Annotated in this window: 19 protein-coding genes, 1 tRNA gene and 1 riboswitch; of the genes, 13 read left to right on the plus strand and 7 right to left on the minus strand. The window is 62.8% G+C overall.

Annotated elements, in window-relative coordinates; genetic code table 11:
• The coding region (locus JMY24_RS12785; RefSeq protein ID WP_201702176.1) for a transposase at positions 1–371 on the plus strand (371 nt) is incomplete at its 5' end.
• Positions 372–376: 5 nt separating this feature from the next.
• Here JMY24_RS12785 and JMY24_RS12790 read toward each other — a convergent pair.
• The 6 genes from JMY24_RS12790 to glyA all read right to left on the minus strand — a co-directional run bounded on the left by JMY24_RS12790 (position 377) and on the right by glyA (position 4,782).
• The gene (locus JMY24_RS12790) at positions 377–850 is read right to left on the minus strand and encodes a pilus assembly PilX family protein (protein ID WP_128594329.1); all 474 of its coding nucleotides are present in this window, start codon (positions 848–850) and stop codon (positions 377–379) included.
• A gap of 167 nt (positions 851–1,017) precedes the next feature.
• On the minus strand, positions 1,018–1,830 hold the full coding sequence (locus JMY24_RS12795; protein WP_128594328.1) for a PilW family protein: 813 nt from the start codon (positions 1,828–1,830) through the stop codon (positions 1,018–1,020).
• Positions 1,827–2,285 carry a type IV pilus modification PilV family protein gene (locus JMY24_RS12800; RefSeq protein WP_128594327.1) on the minus strand — a complete coding sequence of 153 codons (459 nt, stop codon included), beginning with the start codon at positions 2,283–2,285 and terminating at the stop codon, positions 1,827–1,829. Before JMY24_RS12800 ends, JMY24_RS12795 begins: the two co-directional genes overlap by 4 nt.
• Positions 2,282–2,842: a GspH/FimT family pseudopilin gene (locus tag JMY24_RS12805; protein ID WP_193424968.1), complete on the minus strand. Its 561-nt coding sequence runs from the start codon at positions 2,840–2,842 to the stop codon at positions 2,282–2,284. Before JMY24_RS12805 ends, JMY24_RS12800 begins: the two co-directional genes overlap by 4 nt.
• Positions 2,843–3,045: 203 nt before the next feature.
• Positions 3,046–3,528, minus strand: a complete 483-nt coding sequence (gene nrdR, locus JMY24_RS12810; protein WP_020069733.1) for a transcriptional regulator NrdR — start codon at positions 3,526–3,528, stop codon at positions 3,046–3,048.
• A gap of 6 nt (positions 3,529–3,534) precedes the next feature.
• Positions 3,535–4,782: a serine hydroxymethyltransferase gene (gene glyA, locus JMY24_RS12815; protein WP_128594325.1), complete on the minus strand. Its 1,248-nt coding sequence runs from the start codon at positions 4,780–4,782 to the stop codon at positions 3,535–3,537.
• A gap of 166 nt (positions 4,783–4,948) precedes the next feature.
• Positions 4,949–5,057, minus strand: a riboswitch (ZMP/ZTP riboswitch).
• A gap of 238 nt (positions 5,058–5,295) precedes the next feature.
• Here glyA and ydfG point away from each other — a divergent pair.
• The 11 genes from ydfG (at position 5,296) to JMY24_RS12870 (ending at position 13,648) form a co-directional block, all read left to right on the plus strand.
• On the plus strand, positions 5,296–6,042 hold the full coding sequence (ydfG, locus tag JMY24_RS12820; protein WP_201702177.1) for a bifunctional NADP-dependent 3-hydroxy acid dehydrogenase/3-hydroxypropionate dehydrogenase YdfG: 747 nt from the start codon (positions 5,296–5,298) through the stop codon (positions 6,040–6,042).
• Positions 6,043–6,102: 60 nt separating this feature from the next.
• A complete protein-coding gene (gene ybgC, locus JMY24_RS12825) occupies positions 6,103–6,582 on the plus strand; it encodes a tol-pal system-associated acyl-CoA thioesterase (RefSeq protein WP_128590088.1) in 480 nt (159 codons plus the stop codon).
• A 158-nt stretch (positions 6,583–6,740) separates the two neighbouring features.
• Positions 6,741–7,418: a protein TolQ gene (tolQ, locus tag JMY24_RS12830; RefSeq protein WP_006047860.1), complete on the plus strand. Its 678-nt coding sequence runs from the start codon at positions 6,741–6,743 to the stop codon at positions 7,416–7,418.
• 10 nt (positions 7,419–7,428) lie between these two features.
• The gene (gene tolR / locus JMY24_RS12835) at positions 7,429–7,875 is read left to right on the plus strand and encodes a protein TolR (RefSeq protein ID WP_128594322.1); all 447 of its coding nucleotides are present in this window, start codon (positions 7,429–7,431) and stop codon (positions 7,873–7,875) included.
• Positions 7,872–8,888, plus strand: coding sequence for a cell envelope integrity protein TolA (tolA, locus tag JMY24_RS12840; protein WP_128594321.1), 1,017 nt, complete (start codon positions 7,872–7,874; stop codon positions 8,886–8,888). Before tolR ends, tolA begins: the two co-directional genes overlap by 4 nt.
• Positions 8,889–9,025: 137 nt before the next feature.
• Positions 9,026–10,318 (plus strand): Tol-Pal system beta propeller repeat protein TolB, encoded by a 1,293-nt coding sequence (gene tolB / locus JMY24_RS12845; protein WP_027799392.1) that lies wholly within the window; start codon positions 9,026–9,028, stop codon positions 10,316–10,318.
• A 31-nt stretch (positions 10,319–10,349) separates the two neighbouring features.
• On the plus strand, positions 10,350–10,859 hold the full coding sequence (pal, locus tag JMY24_RS12850; protein ID WP_006047864.1) for a peptidoglycan-associated lipoprotein Pal: 510 nt from the start codon (positions 10,350–10,352) through the stop codon (positions 10,857–10,859).
• A gap of 19 nt (positions 10,860–10,878) precedes the next feature.
• Positions 10,879–11,628: a tol-pal system protein YbgF gene (ybgF, locus tag JMY24_RS12855; RefSeq protein WP_128594320.1), complete on the plus strand. Its 750-nt coding sequence runs from the start codon at positions 10,879–10,881 to the stop codon at positions 11,626–11,628.
• 202 nt (positions 11,629–11,830) lie between these two features.
• Positions 11,831–11,906 (plus strand) — tRNA-Lys (locus JMY24_RS12860).
• Between the two features lie 375 nt (positions 11,907–12,281).
• Entirely contained in the window at positions 12,282–12,656 is a 375-nt protein-coding gene (locus JMY24_RS12865) for a hypothetical protein (RefSeq protein WP_201702178.1), read from the plus strand.
• A gap of 179 nt (positions 12,657–12,835) precedes the next feature.
• Positions 12,836–13,648 carry a mechanosensitive ion channel family protein gene (locus JMY24_RS12870; protein WP_128594319.1) on the plus strand — a complete coding sequence of 271 codons (813 nt, stop codon included), beginning with the start codon at positions 12,836–12,838 and terminating at the stop codon, positions 13,646–13,648.
• Positions 13,649–13,757: 109 nt separating this feature from the next.
• Here the strand turns inward: JMY24_RS12870 and JMY24_RS12875 are convergent, their stop codons facing one another.
• Positions 13,758–14,423 carry a VTT domain-containing protein gene (locus tag JMY24_RS12875; RefSeq protein WP_128594318.1) on the minus strand — a complete coding sequence of 222 codons (666 nt, stop codon included), beginning with the start codon at positions 14,421–14,423 and terminating at the stop codon, positions 13,758–13,760.
• A gap of 192 nt (positions 14,424–14,615) precedes the next feature.
• On the opposite strand from JMY24_RS12875, the gene mutL reads away from it, so the two are divergent.
• A complete protein-coding gene (mutL, locus tag JMY24_RS12880; RefSeq protein WP_128594317.1) occupies positions 14,616–16,664 on the plus strand; it encodes a DNA mismatch repair endonuclease MutL in 2,049 nt (682 codons plus the stop codon).
• The last annotated feature ends 34 nt before the right edge of the window (positions 16,665–16,698 follow it).

Below are 16,698 nucleotides of genomic sequence, written 5' to 3' on the forward strand. Positions count from 1 at the left end.
TGACCGGCGCCAACCGTAACGACGTCACTCAACTTCAAGCGCTGGTCGAGGCAATCCCGCCGATCGGCGGCAAGCGTGGCAGACCACTATCGAAGCCTCGGGTCGTTCAGGACGACAGGGGCTACGACCACGACAAGTATCGACGTCCACTGCACGCCGCCGGCATTGCAACCGAAATCGCTCGGCGTGGTCAGCCTCATGGTAGTGGGCTAGGCAAAACACGCTGGGTTGTGGAGCGGACCATCTCGTGGCTTCACAACTTCCGCCGACTGCGCATCCGCTTCGAACATCTCGCTATTATCCACGAGGCTTTCCTCAGAATCGCCTGCTGCATCATATGCTGGCGACACCTGCAAAAGTCATTCTGTTAACACCTCTAAAAAGGCCGTGCGGCGACGCGCCGCCAATGGCGTTCCATGCTGTCGCCGTCGATAACCAGTTCCATTTGCAGCCATACCTGCGAGTCCTTGTTCTTGCCGAAGCCGCGCGATGTGAGCAGGTACGCTCGTGCATTGGGGCGAGCCGGCAGACTCCATCCTTCGACCACGCATTGCGGCGCGCGCAGCGACCCGGGCCACTGCGCGACAGGTGTCGCGGCCGCGGCTTCGAACGCAGCTTCGACTTTCCACTGCGTCGGTTCACGGGCGACTGGCGGCGACGCCAATGCGCCAATGCCCGTGCCCGCAACGACGCTGCGGGCGCATAAGTTCAACGCCGAATCCGCAGCGTGGAATGCCTGCGAGTAGTCGCGCACATTGACGGCGCTACGCGCGGCCGCGACCGATGCCTCGAACCAGGCCGCCGATGTCGCCAACAACATCGCCGAAATCAGCAGAACGATGGGCAGCACGGCGCCGCGGCAACGCGTGCGCGGTGTGCGGCGGCGTAGGCGCGAAGCACGGCGCCTCTGGCCGCTCGGCGCCGCCCTCGGCGCCACCCTCGGCGCCACCAATTGCTGTCCGCAGCCGCGCAGCGCTTGACCGACGCAATGGCACGCCTTGCTGCCTGGTGTGCAGGTCACGAAACAGCCTCCACGTGGTTACGCAGCGCGACCCGCCGCCAGAATGCTTGCCGCGGACGCAAGTCGCTCGCGATGCCGCTGACGCCATCGCAATCCAGATAGCGTGAGCGCTGCCCTTGCGGCGCGCCCCGCACGAGCACACAAATATCGACCGCTACGACGCTCGCCCACTGGTCGGCCATCACCGCCGACGCGTCTATCGCATTGACCGCGCCGGCCAGCCAGTACCTGATCCGCACGCGCTCGACGCCTTCGACCAGCGGCTGCGCAGAGCCTGTCTTGCCATTGCCTTCGCAATAAAGCTCCGGCTCGCCGGTCGAGCCGCTCACCTTGGCGTAGAAGCGATTGACCACCGGCACGCCGCGCTCGCCAAGCGCAGCGCTGCTGCTCGTCACGGCTTGTCCGAGACAGTCCGTTGTCAGTCCCGTCGATGACGGCCACGTCGACACGTTGTCGCCGACATATCGCACCGCCACGCCGTCTGATTTACCAGGCAATGTCTCGCACGTCAGACGGCTGTCATCCGTGCCGGCGGGATGGCCCCCCGAACAGCCGAACAACGGCGCCGGCGCGCGATATTGCGCGGCATCCGCCGGCACGAAGCCCGCCATCTGCAACTGCTGCCCGACAAGGGTCAGGGCCGTCCAGCCGGCCTCGCGGATCCGCAGCGCATTGTTCGCGTGCTCAAAGGCTGCGCGCTGTGTCGTGTAAAGCGACACTACGCCAGCAGTCACTACGAGCCCCAGCGCAACGGCAATAACGAATTCGACCAGCGTATGACCGCGCGCACGAAGCAAACGCGACATCATTTGACGAACGCCAGCGCGACACATGAGAAGCCCACGGGCGCGTTCACTCCGCCACAAGGCTCAGGCTTGTCGATCACGTCGTTCGCGCGCGGCAAGTTTTGCGAAGCCGCCCATGTCACTCGAGCCGCCGACACGCCACCGGTCGCGACGACCGACGCGTCGCCTCGCGGCAGCAGTGTTGCCGCTCGCGAGTTCCACGACGCGAGCGCGGCCTCGTTGCCCGACGTCGCGGACATCGCCTCAGCCACGGAATCGGCTATCCATGCGGCGTGTTCCCGCATCGACATTGCTCGGGCCTCACGCGCTGTCCACAATTGCCCGGCGATCAAACCGAGCGCCGTGACCCCCAGCACCGCGACGGCCAGCATTACTTCGATCAACGAGCTGCCGCCGCACTCGCTGCTGCAACGCTGCGATGGTGGTTGCGCCAAAGATAGTCTGATGAACGGCCTCATGACGCCGCCCCGCACGCCCCTGCGACGATCCGCGACCGCCCACCCGCCGCAATGCGGATGCAGCGCCGCCACTTATCGCCCTGAGTCGCTTCCGATGGCGCACGCGGTGCAATGTCGAAACTGCGGAAGGTGCCGATCAATTGGCCCGCGGGCGGCGTAAACGTCAGATTCGTCTGAGTACCCACGATGCTCACCGACGAAAGCGAGGAATGGGCGCGCAGCAGCGTAAGGGTGCCGGCTCGGTCCGCCAATACCGCCCAGCCGCAAGACCAGTCGGTCGTGCCAGTGGCGCACGGTTGCCCGGGGGCAAGACAGTGCCGCGCCGCATCTGTCCGGCATACGGTCACGCGAGCGCCGCGACGCAATGCCTCGCTGCGCGCATACGCGAGCGTCGACATGAGCGCCTTTGCGCGGGCGTCGACCTGATCCCGCACTTGCCACGCTACGAAGGATGGGGTCGCCGCCAACGCGATCACCGCTAGCAGCGCGACCACGACCAGCGTTTCGACAAGCGTAAATCCGCCGCACGGCGGCGAAGCGATTGCATGCTGTTTCATCTGCATCCCTGAACATTTCAAAGAATGCGGCGAATCTAGCAATTCGAGGGCGGCTCAACAATCGGCCGAATGGCCAGGTGGCATTCAGACGCTATTGCGCGCAAGAATTCACGCGACGAACCATGACGGAGCGGGAAATGCAGAGACGGGAAGCGACGCGGCAACACACGAGCAGTCGGACGCGACGCGAGGCGCGTGGGCGCTCAGCGCTTACGCGACGGCTTGGGAGGAGAAGAAGCGTGGCGGAACTCTTCGATCACGTCTTCAAATTCAGAGACGTCTTCAAAGCGCCGGTAAACAGAGGCGAAACGAACGTAGGCAATGGTGTCGAGCGCGCGCAGCTCGTTCATTACGAGTTCGCCGAGGCGCTCGCTGCGCACCTCGCGCTCGCCGCTGCCAAGGAGTTGGTACTCGATCCGGGCGACGGCCGCGTCGATCGCGTCTGCTGCAACCGGACGCTTGCGCAGCGCCAGTTGCATGCTTGCGACAATTTTGCGGCGATCGAATTCGGTACGGCTGCCGTCTTTCTTGACGACCGAGGGCAACGCCAGCTCGACCCGCTCATACGTCGTGAAACGTTTGTCGCAGGCCGGGCAGCGGCGGCGCCGGCGAATCGTCGCGCCGTCTTCGGAGACACGCGAGTCGACAACCTGCGTATCGGCGTGACGGCAGAAAGGGCAATGCATGGCGGCTTAGCGGTAGACCGGGAAACGCTGCGTCAACTCCGCGACCTGCCCGCGCACGCGATCGATCGTGGCTGTGTCTTCCGGGTTGTCCAGCACGTCGGCGATCAGGTTACCCACCTGCTCCGCTTCCTTGATGCCGAAGCCGCGGGTGGTCATGGCCGGCGAGCCGAGACGGATACCGCTCGTCACAAACGGCTTTTCCGGGTCGTTCGGAATCGCGTTCTTGTTGACCGTGATGTGAGCGGCGCCGAGCGCGGCTTCCGCGGCCTTGCCGGTGATCTTCTTCGCACGCAGGTCGACCAGCATCACGTGGCTTTCAGTACGGCCCGACACGATGCGCAGACCGCGCTTGACGAGCGTCTCCGCCAGCACGCGGGCATTTTCAACGACTTGTTGCTGGTAAGCCTTGAATTCCGGCGACAGCGCTTCCTTGAACGCAACCGCCTTACCGGCGATCACGTGCATCAGCGGGCCGCCCTGAATGCCCGGGAAGATCGCCGAGTTGATCTGCTTCTCGAATTCGGCCTTCATCAGGATCACGCCGCCGCGCGGGCCGCGCAGGCTCTTGTGCGTGGTGGTGGTCACGAAGTCCGCGTGCGGCACCGGATTCGGGTAGACGCCAGCGGCGATCAGACCGGCGTAGTGCGCCATGTCGACCATGAAGTACGCGCCGATCGACTTCGCGATTTCCGACAGACGTTCGAAGTCGATACGCAGCGCGAATGCGGACGCACCGGCAACAATCAGCTTCGGTTTGTGTTCCTGGGCGAGCTTTTCGGCAGCGTCGTAGTCGATGTCTTCGGCTTCGTTCAGGCCGTAGCTCACGACGTTGAACCACTTGCCCGACATGTTGACGGGCGATCCGTGCGTCAGGTGGCCGCCGTGCGCGAGGCTCATGCCCATGATCGTGTCGCCCGGCTTGAGCATGGCGAAGAACACACCCTGGTTCGCCTGCGAGCCCGAGTTCGGCTGCACGTTGGCAGCCTCCGCGCCGAACAGTTGCTTTACGCGGTCGATCGCGAGCTGCTCCGCCACGTCGACATATTCGCACCCGCCGTAGTAGCGCTTGCCCGGGTACCCTTCGGCGTACTTGTTCGTGAGTTGCGAGCCTTGCGCAGCCATCACAGCCGGGCTCGTGTAGTTTTCCGACGCGATCAGTTCGATATGCTCTTCCTGACGACGGTTTTCCTGCTCGATCACCTTCCAGAGTTCAGGGTCGACGTTGGCGATGGTGCTTTGGGCTCTGTCAAACATACGGATTCCGTTGAGTGTGTTCAGGTTGACCGGATCGTGCGCCGAATCTTGCGTAGAGGGTACGCGGCGCTGCTGGCGGCTGGGCCAGCCCTGACGTGGCGAAAGGAGAGTCGCCGCACACGCGAGGCAGGACAGCCACCGTCAGCGCAAATTAATGCGCGCGGATCACGGCTGCCCAGGCGAACGGCAAAACGGCACCCTGCGCTTCACGGTGGGTTTTTCCACCTTGAACCCGATTGGTTGGATCGGTTCTATCGCCAGTCACGCAGGGGTGAGCGCGTTAGTTTATTGGAAGAGGATCGAATAGGCAACCGGGTTTCCGCCGTCGCCCGGAGCGCCGGCACGAAGGCCACCGAAGGCGCGGAGCATAGCGCGGCGCCATCCCGCGAAGGCCCGCCAGGAAGCCTGTGCGCACGTCTTGCGACGCAATCCATCCGGCTCGTCTATCCTTGCCGCAGCGCCGCATTGGAAGTAGGCTTGGGGCCTTTCTCTTCTACCGACCAGGGAACTGTAATGATCGTGTTCGTCACCGGTGCGTCCGCAGGATTCGGCGCCGCCATCGCTCGTGCCTTCGTCAAGGGCGGCCATCGCGTCGTCGCCACGGCCCGCCGCAAAGACCGCCTGCAGGCGCTCGCCGACGAACTCGGCGACGCCCTCCTGCCTTACGAACTGGACGTGCGGGACCGCGCGGCCGTGGAGGCGGTCCCGGCAGCCTTGCCCGCCGGATTCGCCGCCATCGACGTGCTCGTGAACAACGCCGGCCTCGCGCTGGGCGTCGAGCCGGCGCAGAAGGCGAGCCTCGACGAATGGCAGACGATGATCGAAACGAACTGCACCGGCCTAGTCCAGGTCACGCACGCGCTGTTGCCCGGCATGGTCGAGCGCAACCGCGGCCATATTTTCAACCTCGGCTCGGTCGCCGGCCGCTGGCCTTATGCCGGCGGCAATGTCTACGGCGCCACCAAGGCGTTCGTGCGCCAGTTCAGCCTGAACCTGCGCGCGGACCTGGCAGGCACCGCGCTTCGCGTGACCGACATCGAGCCGGGCCTGTGCGGCGGCACCGAATTTTCGAACGTGCGTTTTCGGGGCGACGACGAAAAGGCCGGCAAGGTCTATGAAAACGTCCAACCGCTGACGGCCGAAGATATCGCCGATTCGATCTACTGGATCGCCACTCGCCCGGCACACGTCAACATCAATACGATCGAACTGATGCCAGTGGCGCAATCGTTCGCCGGTTTGACCATTCATCGCGGCTAAAAGGCCCGCCGGACGGCGCGCACATCTTGAAACAGACCTCGCAGTGTGCGATCCGGTAAAATGCGCCGCATGAATATGACGACCAGCCAGCCAGGCACGGAAATCGGCCATTCGTGGGGCATCCGCGTGTACTACGAAGATACCGACGCCGGCGGCATCGTGTTTTACGCGAATTACCTGAAGTTCTTTGAACGGGCGCGCACCGAATGGCTACGCGCGTGCGGCATCGACCAGAATCGGCTCGCCGATGAAACGGGCGCGATTTTCATCGTCCGCAGCACCGCAGTCGACTATCGGGCGCCCGCGCGTCTCGACGACGTCGTCAAAGTGGTGAGCCGGATCGAACGGCTCGGCAGAGCGTCGGTGGACTTCGCGCAGGAAGCGTGGCGCGAGGGCACGCTGCTTGCTACCGGCTCGATCCGGGTCGGCTGCGTGGAGCGCACAGCGCTGCGCCCCGCCGCAATTCCGCCGCAGGTCCTGGCAGCTTTGCGGCGTGGACCATCCGTGCGCGACGGCGGGGTGTCAACGGACGCATGCTGACTCCCGCTGTTACGGGGCCAGTGAACTCGCATCGACCAAGCAGCACAAAAGCATGGTTCGGCTTGCAATACCGCCGATGCTTCCGTTTTGCTCACGGCAAGCTTCGTGTGGCCTTGCAAAGCCGGACGCCCCTTTCGGGACGATAAAACGAACCTTTTATGAACACTACACAAGATCTGTCGATCGTTTCTCTCGTACTCAACGCGAGCCTGCTGGCGCAGGCCGTCATGGCGCTCCTGCTGTTGCTGTCATTGCTCTCGTGGACTTTCATCTTCCGCAAGTGGTTTGCGATCCGCCGCGCCCGCGCGCAGACTGAGCGTTTCGAACGCGATTTCTGGTCGGGCGGCGACCTGCAGGCGCTGTATCAGAGCGCTGCCAATAACCGTCACACCATCGGCGCGCTTGAACGCATTTTCGAGTCAGGCATGCGCGAATTCCTCAAGGGCAAGGAAAAACGCCTGAACGACCCGGGTGCGATTCTCGACGGCGCGCGCCGTGCAATGCGTGCGGCGTTCCAGCGTGAAATGGACGTGCTCGAAGCGAACCTCGCGTTTCTCGCGTCGGTCGGTTCAGTCAGCCCGTATATCGGTTTGTTCGGCACGGTGTGGGGGATCATGAATGCGTTTCGCGGACTCGCCAACGTGCAGCAGGCCACGCTTGCGAACGTGGCGCCGGGCATCGCCGAAGCGCTGACCGCAACCGCGATCGGCCTGTTCGCCGCGATCCCGGCCGTGGTCGCATATAACCGCTACGCGCACGACATCGACCGTCTGGCGATCCGCTTCGAGACGTTCATCGAAGAGTTCTCGAACATCTTGCAGCGCCAGGCGCACTAAGGAGTCCACGATGGCAGGCTCTCGCTCCTCCAGCATGCGCGGCGGCCGCTCGCGCCGCGCGATGTCCGACATCAACGTCGTGCCGTATATCGACGTGATGCTCGTGCTGCTCGTCATCTTCATGGTGACCGCGCCGCTAGTCGCGCCGTCCATCGTCAATCTGCCGACCGTCGGTGGCGCAGCGCCGCAACAGCAAACGCCGCCAGTGATCGTCAACATTCGCGCGGACGGCAACATGAGCGTCAAATACAAGGACGACTCCGGCGCGCAGCAGCAGGAGGACGTGACGAAAGCGGGCCTCAACGGTTTCATCGCCGACCGCGCACGGTCGCATCCCGATCAGCCTGTCGTGATCGCCGCCGATAAGACCGTGAAGTATGAAGTCGTGATGAACGTGATGTCCGAGCTGAAGGCACGGGGCGTCAAACGCGTTGGATTGCTCGTCAAATCGCAATGATCCGTAAGAACACCGACTATCCGCTCCAGCCACCGCGTGAACGCGGCACCGGGCGAGCCTTTGCGTTCGCGCTGGTGATGCATGCGCTGCTCGGGTTCTTCCTGTATCACGGCATTCAGTGGCAGAACAGCACGCCTGAAGGCGCCGAAGCGGAACTGTGGACAGAAGTGCCCGACAGCGCGATCCCGCGCGTGGCGCCGCCGCCGCCCGCCCCCGTCGTCCCTGCACCGCCGGTGGCGGACGAACAGGCCGACATCGCGCTGCAGGAAAAGAAACGCAAGCAACAGGAAGCGGCTCGTCAGGCGCAACTCGCAGAACAGCAACGTCAGGAGAAGCTGCAGGCTCAGCAGGAAGCCGAGGCGAAGCGTCAGCAGCAGTTGGCCGAACAGGCGGCGCAACTGGCTGCCCAGAAGGCGGCCGCCGCGAAGCAGAAGCAACAACAGCAGCAGGCGGAAAAGCTCAAGCAACAGCAGTTGGCCGAGCAGCAAAAGCAGCAGCAGTTGAAGGAACAGCAGCAGGAGCAGCAAAAGCAGGCTGAGGCCGAAGCGCAGAAAAAGGCGGACGCGCAAAAGGCGGCGAAGGCGAAGGCACAAGCCGCACAAGCCGAAGCAGCGGCGCAAGCGAAGAAGGTCGACGCCGAACGCCGTGCGCGCCTCGCACAGATGCAAGGCATGGCCGGGCCTCCGGGCTCGACTGGCAATGGCCTTGGCAAGAGCGGCACAGGCAGCGGCTCGGGTGGCAATGCGGCATCGCCGGGTTACGCCGACAAGGTGCGTCGCGTGGTGCGGCCGAACATTTCGTGGGGTGGTGAGACGGAGGGCCTCGAGACTGTGATCGCCGTTCGTTGTTCACCAACGGGCACCCTGTTGAGCGCAACGATCGCTCACAGCAGCGGCAATTCCGCGTGGGACGACGCGGCGTTGCGAGCCGTTCAGCGTTCGGACCCAATGCCTCAGGACATTGACGGCAAGACGCCCGCGAGCTTCAGAATTACGTTGCGACCGGCAGGTTGATGAAAGCCTGACAGTAACTTGACAGCAGACCCAGCGCCCCGCCCGGCGCGGCGTGCTCGGGAACGAATTAGTTGTTTTCCGGTCTGTCTGCTGTCGCGAAGCTTTAGTAAAACCGTTTTTTGGGGAATCCATACAGCATGAGTTTGATGACCAAGCTAGGCCTGCGGACACTTGTAGCGTCGTGCCTGATCGCCGTCGGCGGCGCCGCGAACGCGCAACTCAACGTCCTCGTGACGGGCGTCGGGTCCACCCAGTTCCCGATCGCAACGGCGAACTTCGCCAATGAAGCGAACTCGCCGCAACAGGTCAGCACCATCGTGCGTCAGGACCTGCAACGCAGCGGCAAATTCACCAATATCGACGCAGGCTCGGCACCGGTTCCCGAAACGGCTTCGGTCGACCTCGGCAGCTGGAAGGCCAAAGGCGCGAATGCGTTCGTCGCCGGCAGCGTGAACCGCCTGCCGAATGGCCAGTACGAAGTGCGCTTCAAGCTGTACGACACGGTCAAGGGCGAAAGCCTCGGCGGCCTCGTGCTGGTTAGCCCCGAAAGCGGCCTGCGTATGAGCGCGCACAAGGTGGCCGACTACATTTACGCCAAGCTGATGGGCGGCCGCGGCGTGTTCGCCACGCGGCTGTCGTATGTCATCAAGACCGGCAACCGTTATCAGTTGCAAATCTCGGATTCGGACGGCCAGGACGCGCACATCGCGCTGTCGAGCCCCGAGCCGATCATCTCGCCGGCGTGGTCGCCTGATGGCACCAAGGTGGCTTACGTATCGTTCGAGAAGAAGAAGCCGATCGTCTATATCCACGATCTGCCCACGGGGCGCCGCATTGTCGTTTCGGACCAGAAAGGCAATAACAGCGCGCCGGCATGGTCGCCGGACGGACGCACGCTCGCCGTGGCGCTCTCGCGCACCGGTAACACGCAAATCTTCGCCGTCAATGCGGACGGCACTGGCATGCGCCGTCTGACGCAAGGCAGCTCGATCGACACGGAGCCGACCTTCTCGCCAGACGGCCAGACGATCTATTTCACGAGCGATCGCGGCGGCCAACCGCAGATCTACAAGATGTCGGCGCAGGGTGAAAGCGCCGGCGCGGCACAACGGGTCACGTTTACCGGCAGCTACAACACCAGTCCGCGCGTGAGCCCGGACGGCAAGCAACTCGCGTATATTTCGCGCGTCGGCGGAGGCTTCAAGCTGTATATCCAGGACCTGCAAGGTGGAACCGCCACGGGCCTGACGGACACGACACATGACGAATCGCCGAGCTTCGCGGCGAACGGTCAGTACATTCTTTACGCCACTCAGGTGAACGGCCGTGGCGTATTGGCTGCGGTTTCGACCGACGGTCGCACCCGGCAGGTCCTGTCAGTGCAGGGCGGCAGCGTACGTGAGCCGTCCTGGGGCCCTTTCATGCAATAACGTTGATGCAATAACACAAGGAGAGTAAAAAATGATGTCTAAACTTCGCTTCGCATTCGCAGTCCTCATGGTCGGTGCACTGGCCGCATGTCATTCGGGCGTCAAGCTCGACGAAAACGCAAACAAGGGCGGTGCCGTCTCGACGCAACCGAACCCGAACGACGTCGCGCAAGTGAACGTCGACCCGCTGAACGATCCGAACAGCCCGCTCGCAAAGCGCAGCATTTACTTCGACTTCGACAGCTACTCGGTGAAGGACGACTATCAGTCGCTGCTGCAACAACACTCGCAGTATCTGAAGAGCCATCCGCAACGTCACGTGCTGATTCAGGGCAACACGGACGAGCGCGGCACGAGCGAGTACAACCTGGCACTCGGCCAGAAGCGTGCTGAAGCGGTGCGTCGTTCGCTGTCGCTGATGGGCGTGACCGACTCGCAAATGGAAGCCGTGAGCCTCGGCAAGGAAAAGCCGCAAGCTACCGGTCATGACGAATCGTCGTGGGCACAGAACCGCCGCGCCGATCTCGTGTACCAACAGTAAGTAACAGGTGATGAGCCGTATGACGCATCGTTTCTCCTGGCTGCGATTTGCCGCAGCGGCCTGCGTAGCAGGCACGGTCTTCACGGCTGTGCCGGCGCACGCCGGTATCTTCGACGACGATCAGGCCCGTCAGGCCATTCTCGATCTTCGGGCGAAGACTGACAGCCTGTCGAGCCAGTTGTCGGCAGCGCAGCGCACGATCCTCGATCAGTCCAACCGTCTCGACCAGATGAATCAACAGGTCGCGACGCTGCGCGGACAGAACGAGGACATGGCCAATCAGCTCGCCACGCTGCAAAAACAGCAAAAGGACTACTACACCGATCTGGACACGCGCCTGAAGAAATTCGAGCCGCAGCAACAAACGGTGGATGGCGTTCAGGGCGAGGTCCAGCCGGGCGAAACGGAATCGTTCAATGCGGCTTCACAGCAGTTCCGCAACGGCGACTTCAAGAATGCGGCGGCGTCGTTCCGCAGCTTCATCTCCAAGTATCCGAACAGCCCCTATCAGCCAACCGCGCAGTACTGGCTCGGCAACGCGCTGTATGCGCTGCGCGATTACAAGGGCTCGACGGCGACCTGGCAGGGTGTAGTGAAGAACTATCCGCAGCATCCGCGCGCGCCTGAGGCATTGATGGCAATCGCGAACAATCAGCTCGAGCAAGGTCAGAAGGCCGCGGCCAAGAAGACGCTCGAGCAGATCGTCGCGCAATACGGCGGCTCCGAGGTCGCGCAGTCGGCGCAAAGCAAGCTGTCGCAGATCAAGTAGTCGTAGTACTGTCGGGTAGTTGGCAGTAACGCGCAGTGTCCGTGAAGGCCAAAAAGATGGTCACGCGCGCCTCTCGCTGAAAAGCCCGGGTCTTCATGCCCCGGGCTTTTCACTATCTGGACAGCACTAACCGTCAACATCGGATTGCTCAGAACGGGTTGACAGTCATCCGGGGCTATCGCTATAATTTCGCTTCTCTTTTGGGTCGTTAGCTCAGCTGGTAGAGCAGCGGACTTTTAATCCGTTGGTCACAGGTTCGAATCCCGTACGGCCTACCAAAAGATTCGAGGGCTTACACGCGTCAGCGTCGTGAGCCCTTTTCTTTTTGTGCCGCAGTTTCTTTGCGGCGCTCTCCGTCTCCAGTCTCTTGGCAACAATCTCGTCGTCAGGCAGAAGCGCAAACTACAAAGCGAAAGTCCGAAGCGAAAGTCCAAAGCGAAACAGCCTAAAGGCTCGCTGAGATTTCTCGTAACGCCTCCGACTTTTCTCACGCAAGACCTCGCACATTCCGACAACGCTACGGACTGCGAACGTGAGCATTTATTGAGACATAAAGACGTGCAATGATCGCCGCCGTCTGCCGATCCGCTGACAACCGACGGACGCAGACACTTCCGCAACACCGCAACCTGCGGCGCTTTCATTCCATCGATATGACCAATTTTCTGTTCGATCTCGCCTCGAATCTTGCGTTGCTGGCGATCGTGCTTGTCGCGTGCAATGGGTGTAATTGCCTGATACCGGGCGCCGCGCTAGACGGCTCTCGCGTGTTTTCCGCGCTCGCGCTCGCCGCCATGCTGCTCGATGCAGCCCTCACTTTCCTGGTTTTCGCCGACGCTCGCACACGCTACGGCCAGTTCAGCACGCCGTCGGCGTTTTTTGTACGCGGCGCCGCATACGCGCTCGCAATCGTCGCGGCATTTGCGTGGCGCAGCTTTGGTCGCGCGAACCGACCCGCCAAATCAACGTTAGGCAAAACGCTGGTCATTCCGACCTCGCCCTACTCCGACTCCCATCTGCCGATGTAAAAAGCGTCCCGCGAGCGTGAGGCGCCGCGGGAACGGTCCTTGCGGACCTTCGTGCCTTCACCTATAACTCCCCAAGACCAGGTGTTATCAGGTCGAGTTTGCGCCCATACGGGCGCGCCCCCGCAGTATCGCGTCACGTCGTAAATCAACCAGACGAAGTTCACCGATTGGGGAACATCTTGGATTTCGAAACCGTACGCGTTTTCATGATGACCCGGGGCATCGACCTCGGTGTCAAGGTGCTCGGTGCGATCGTCTTGTGGATCGTCGGCCGCTGGATCATTGGACTCATTACCCGCTTGCTGCGCGCAGTGCTAACGCGCAACAGCCGCGTCGACCCCACGCTCGCCCATTACCTCGGCTCCATACTCGGCGCGCTATTGAACCTGCTTCTGATCCTCGCGATCTTGCAGGTGTTCGGCGTACAGACCACTTCATTCGCGGCGCTTCTCGCCGGCCTCGGGCTCGCGATCGGCACGGCGTGGGGCGGACTGCTCGCGCACTTCGCGGCCGGCATCTTCATGCAGGTGTTGCGGCCGTTCAAGGTCGGCGACTTCGTGACCGCGGGCGGCGTCACGGGCACCGTCTCTGAACTCGGTCTGTTCGGCACGACCATCGTCACGCCGGATAACGTGACGACGATCATCGGCAACAACAAGATCTTCGCCGACACGATTTCCAATTACAGCGTGCTGCCGGTGCGGCGGGTCGAGCTGACAGCGAAGATCGCGAACGGCGTCGACGCGACGGACGCGATGAACCGGCTGAAGGCCGCCATCGCGGAAATACCGAACGTCGCGGAAAGCCCCGCACCCGATGTCGAAGTGCTGAGCTTCACGCCCGAAGGACCGCTGCTTTGCGTGCGACCCTACGCACACAATGAGCATTACTGGCAGGTGTACTTCGACACTAACCGCGCGATCATTCAGACATTTCGCGAGGCCGGCTACCCGACGCCGGAAACCCCGCTCGCGCCGCGTGCAGTGACGTGAGCGCGCATGCAGGCGAGTGGCCGCGCACGTATAAAAAAACGGCGTCACGATTTACGCGACGCCGTTTGTCAAATCGACAACTTCAGCGGGCTGACTGCGCGAACCAGCGTTAGCTGGGCTTCGACGCACTCTTGCGCATCATCTTCCAGAGCGCGCCGAGCATGACCGGCACAACCGCGGCGCCGATCCCGACCAGGACGATCACATTCAGATATTGGCGGATAAACGGAATATTGCCGAAGAAATATCCCAGCAGGACAAGCAGCAATACCCACAACAGCGCGCCGGCCACATTGAACAGCTGAAACCGGCTAACCGTCATTTCCGAAGCACCCGCGACAAACGGCGCAAACGTGCGCACAACCGGAATGAAGCGCGCGAGCACGATGGTCTTGCCGCCATGCTTCTCGTAGAAGTCGTGAGTTCTCTGCAGCGCGCGCCGGTCGAGAAAACGCTCGAGCAATGGAATACGCGAATTGAAAACCTTCGGCCCAATAGCTCGCCCGACCATATAGTTGACGGTATTGCCCGTAGTCGCCGCGACGAACAGCAGCAGGATCAGCAGACCGAGATTCATCTGCCCGGACGCGCAGAATGCCCCGCCGATAAACAGCAACGAGTCTCCCGGCAGAAACGGCAGGATCACAAGCCCCGTTTCGGAGAACACGATCAGGAACAGCACCGCATAAACCCAGGCGCCGTACACGTGGATGAATTCTCCCAGGAACTTGTCGATGTGCAGCACAAGATTGGCTAGATGTAGCAGCGTGTCCAAAAAGCGTCCTTTATGAGGCAAGAGTGAACGTGGCGGGAAGGTCGGCAGCAGACCAGCGGGATAGCAGTGAGCACTTGCTCGCCGCCCCAGTTGACCGCGTCATGATACAGAAAGTGCCCGGGCGAACTTCGAAAATCTCCGGCACGTTTCCGCCATTTCAGGACCGCCGCGCCGAATCGCTATAATTTCGCCATGTCCGAATTTTCCGAAACGCCTGTCGACGCCACGGCCGCTGCCGCCGCCACGCCGGCTCTGCGCCCGCTGCGGGCAATCCTGCCGCTGCCCGATCAGCTCATCAGCCAGATTGCCGCCGGCGAAGTGGTCGAGCGGCCCGCATCGGTCGTGAAGGAGCTGCTGGAAAACGCGCTCGACGCCGGCGCGCAGACGCTGCGCATCATGCTGGACGAAGGCGGCGTCAAACGTATTTCGATCACTGACGACGGCTGCGGCATTCCCGAGAACGAACTTGCGCTCGCGTTGATGCGCCACGCGACCAGCAAGATCCGCTCGCTCGCCGAACTCGAGGCAGTGGCGACGCTTGGGTTTCGCGGCGAGGCGCTCGCCTCGATCGCGTCGGTCGCGCAAATGACCATCACGAGCCGCACGGCCGATGCGCCGCATGCAGTGCGCGTCGATGCACAAACCGGCGTGCTGAGCCCGGCTGCGGGCACGCAAGGCACCACCATCGAAGTGCGCGAGTTGTACTTCAACACCCCCGCGCGCCGCAAATTCCTGAAAAGCGAACAGACCGAACTCGGCCATTGTCTCGAACAGATTCGCCGTGCCGCGCTGGCGCGACCGGACGTCGCCATTTCGGTCCTGCACAACGGCAAGGCCGTCGAACATTGGAACGCGAGCGAACCGCCCGCGCGAGTCGCGAAGATACTGGGCGAAACTTTCGCGACGGCTCATCTGCCGCTCGACGAATCCGCCGGTCCGCTCGCCGTCTACGGTTGCGCGGGTTTGCCAACCGCAAGCCGCGGACGCTCCGATCAGCAGTACTTCTTCGTCAATGGCCGTTTCGTGCGAGACAAGCTGCTCACGCACGCGGTGCGCGCCGCTTATGAAGACGTGCTGCATGGCGACCGTTACCCGTCGTATGTGCTGTTTCTCGATCTGCCGCCCGAAGCGGTCGACGTGAACGTGCATCCGTCGAAGATAGAAGTGCGTTTCCGCGATTCGCGCTCGATTCATCAGTTCGTTTTCCACGCGGTCCAGCGTGCGCTCGCGCGCCATGCGGGCGCGTCACCGGAGACGACCGCAGGCGGGCACGCGGCGCATCTGCAAGCGTCGGCGGACGGAGCGGTTTCGTTCGGGGCGTCGCCGGGAGGTGTCGGCGGTGCGGGGTTCGGCGCTTCCGGTGCGGGTAGCTTTGGCGGCAGCTTTAGCTCGAACGGCACACCAGGATCGGCGGGCGGCGGCTTCAACGCGCCCCAAACCGGCAATACGTGGATGCGCCAGTCCCGCATGACGCAGGGCACGCTGCCAGTCGCGCAACCGCTCGCATTCTATGACGCGTTGTTCGGCCGCAAGGACACCATCGCCGGAACTCCGCAAGGCGCGACGCTTTTCGAAGCGCGCGACTCCGCCGCCGAAGGCCCGTCGCCCTACAACGCGTCGGCGCCCTACGCGCCGCCCGCGTTCAACTCCGCCGACGACCAGCCGCTCGGCTTCGCCCTCGGCCAGATTCACGGCATCTATGTGCTTGCGCAGAACGCGCATGGACTCGTGATCGTCGATATGCACGCCGCGCACGAGCGCATCCTTTACGAGCAGTTCAAGAACGCGCTCGCCGACCGCACGATTGCCGTGCAGCCGTTGCTGATTCCACAGACGATGCAAGCGGATCCCGTCGAAATCGGCATAGTGGAAGAAGAGCGCGATACGCTCGACGCACTCGGCTTCGACCTGGCCGTGCTGTCGCCGACCACCCTCGCCATCCGCGCGGTGCCGGCGCTGTTGAAAGACGCCGACCTTCAGGTATTGGCGCGCGCGGTGCTGTCCGATCTGCATGCTTACGGCGGCTCGCGTGTCTTGACCGAGCGCCAGCACGAACTGCTCGGCACGCTCGCCTGCCATCACGCGGTGCGCGCGAACCGGCGTCTCACACTGGACGAAATGAACGCGCTGCTGCGTCAGATGGAAGCGACCGAGCGCGCCGATCAGTGCAACCACGGGCGTCCCACGTGGTATCAGTTGACGCTCTCCGATCTCGACCGCCTGTTCATGCGCGGACAGTGACGGTGCGCTTTTGCAGGCTCGATGGCCGAGCGCC

Source organism: Paraburkholderia kirstenboschensis (genome assembly GCF_904848585.1).
Lineage (GTDB): Bacteria > Pseudomonadota > Gammaproteobacteria > Burkholderiales > Burkholderiaceae > Paraburkholderia > Paraburkholderia kirstenboschensis.

Excerpts from the sequence above, each read along its gene's own strand:
- JMY24_RS12795 (WP_128594328.1), bottom strand. The coding sequence starts at position 1,830 with ATGATGTCGCGTTTGCTTCGTGCGCGCGGTCATACGCTGGTCGAATTC.
- JMY24_RS12800 (WP_128594327.1), bottom strand. The coding sequence starts at position 2,285 with ATGAGGCCGTTCATCAGACTATCTTTGGCGCAACCACCATCGCAGCGT.
- JMY24_RS12805 (WP_193424968.1), bottom strand. The coding sequence starts at position 2,842 with ATGAAACAGCATGCAATCGCTTCGCCGCCGTGCGGCGGATTTACGCTT.
- nrdR (WP_020069733.1), bottom strand. The coding sequence starts at position 3,528 with ATGCATTGCCCTTTCTGCCGTCACGCCGATACGCAGGTTGTCGACTCG.
- glyA (WP_128594325.1), bottom strand. The coding sequence starts at position 4,782 with ATGTTTGACAGAGCCCAAAGCACCATCGCCAACGTCGACCCTGAACTC.
- ydfG (WP_201702177.1), top strand. The coding sequence starts at position 5,296 with ATGATCGTGTTCGTCACCGGTGCGTCCGCAGGATTCGGCGCCGCCATC.
- ybgC (WP_128590088.1), top strand. The coding sequence starts at position 6,103 with ATGCGCCGCATGAATATGACGACCAGCCAGCCAGGCACGGAAATCGGC.
- tolQ (WP_006047860.1), top strand. The coding sequence starts at position 6,741 with ATGAACACTACACAAGATCTGTCGATCGTTTCTCTCGTACTCAACGCG.
- tolR (WP_128594322.1), top strand. The coding sequence starts at position 7,429 with ATGGCAGGCTCTCGCTCCTCCAGCATGCGCGGCGGCCGCTCGCGCCGC.
- tolA (WP_128594321.1), top strand. The coding sequence starts at position 7,872 with ATGATCCGTAAGAACACCGACTATCCGCTCCAGCCACCGCGTGAACGC.
- tolB (WP_027799392.1), top strand. The coding sequence starts at position 9,026 with ATGAGTTTGATGACCAAGCTAGGCCTGCGGACACTTGTAGCGTCGTGC.
- pal (WP_006047864.1), top strand. The coding sequence starts at position 10,350 with ATGATGTCTAAACTTCGCTTCGCATTCGCAGTCCTCATGGTCGGTGCA.
- ybgF (WP_128594320.1), top strand. The coding sequence starts at position 10,879 with ATGACGCATCGTTTCTCCTGGCTGCGATTTGCCGCAGCGGCCTGCGTA.
- JMY24_RS12865 (WP_201702178.1), top strand. The coding sequence starts at position 12,282 with ATGACCAATTTTCTGTTCGATCTCGCCTCGAATCTTGCGTTGCTGGCG.
- mutL (WP_128594317.1), top strand. The coding sequence starts at position 14,616 with ATGTCCGAATTTTCCGAAACGCCTGTCGACGCCACGGCCGCTGCCGCC.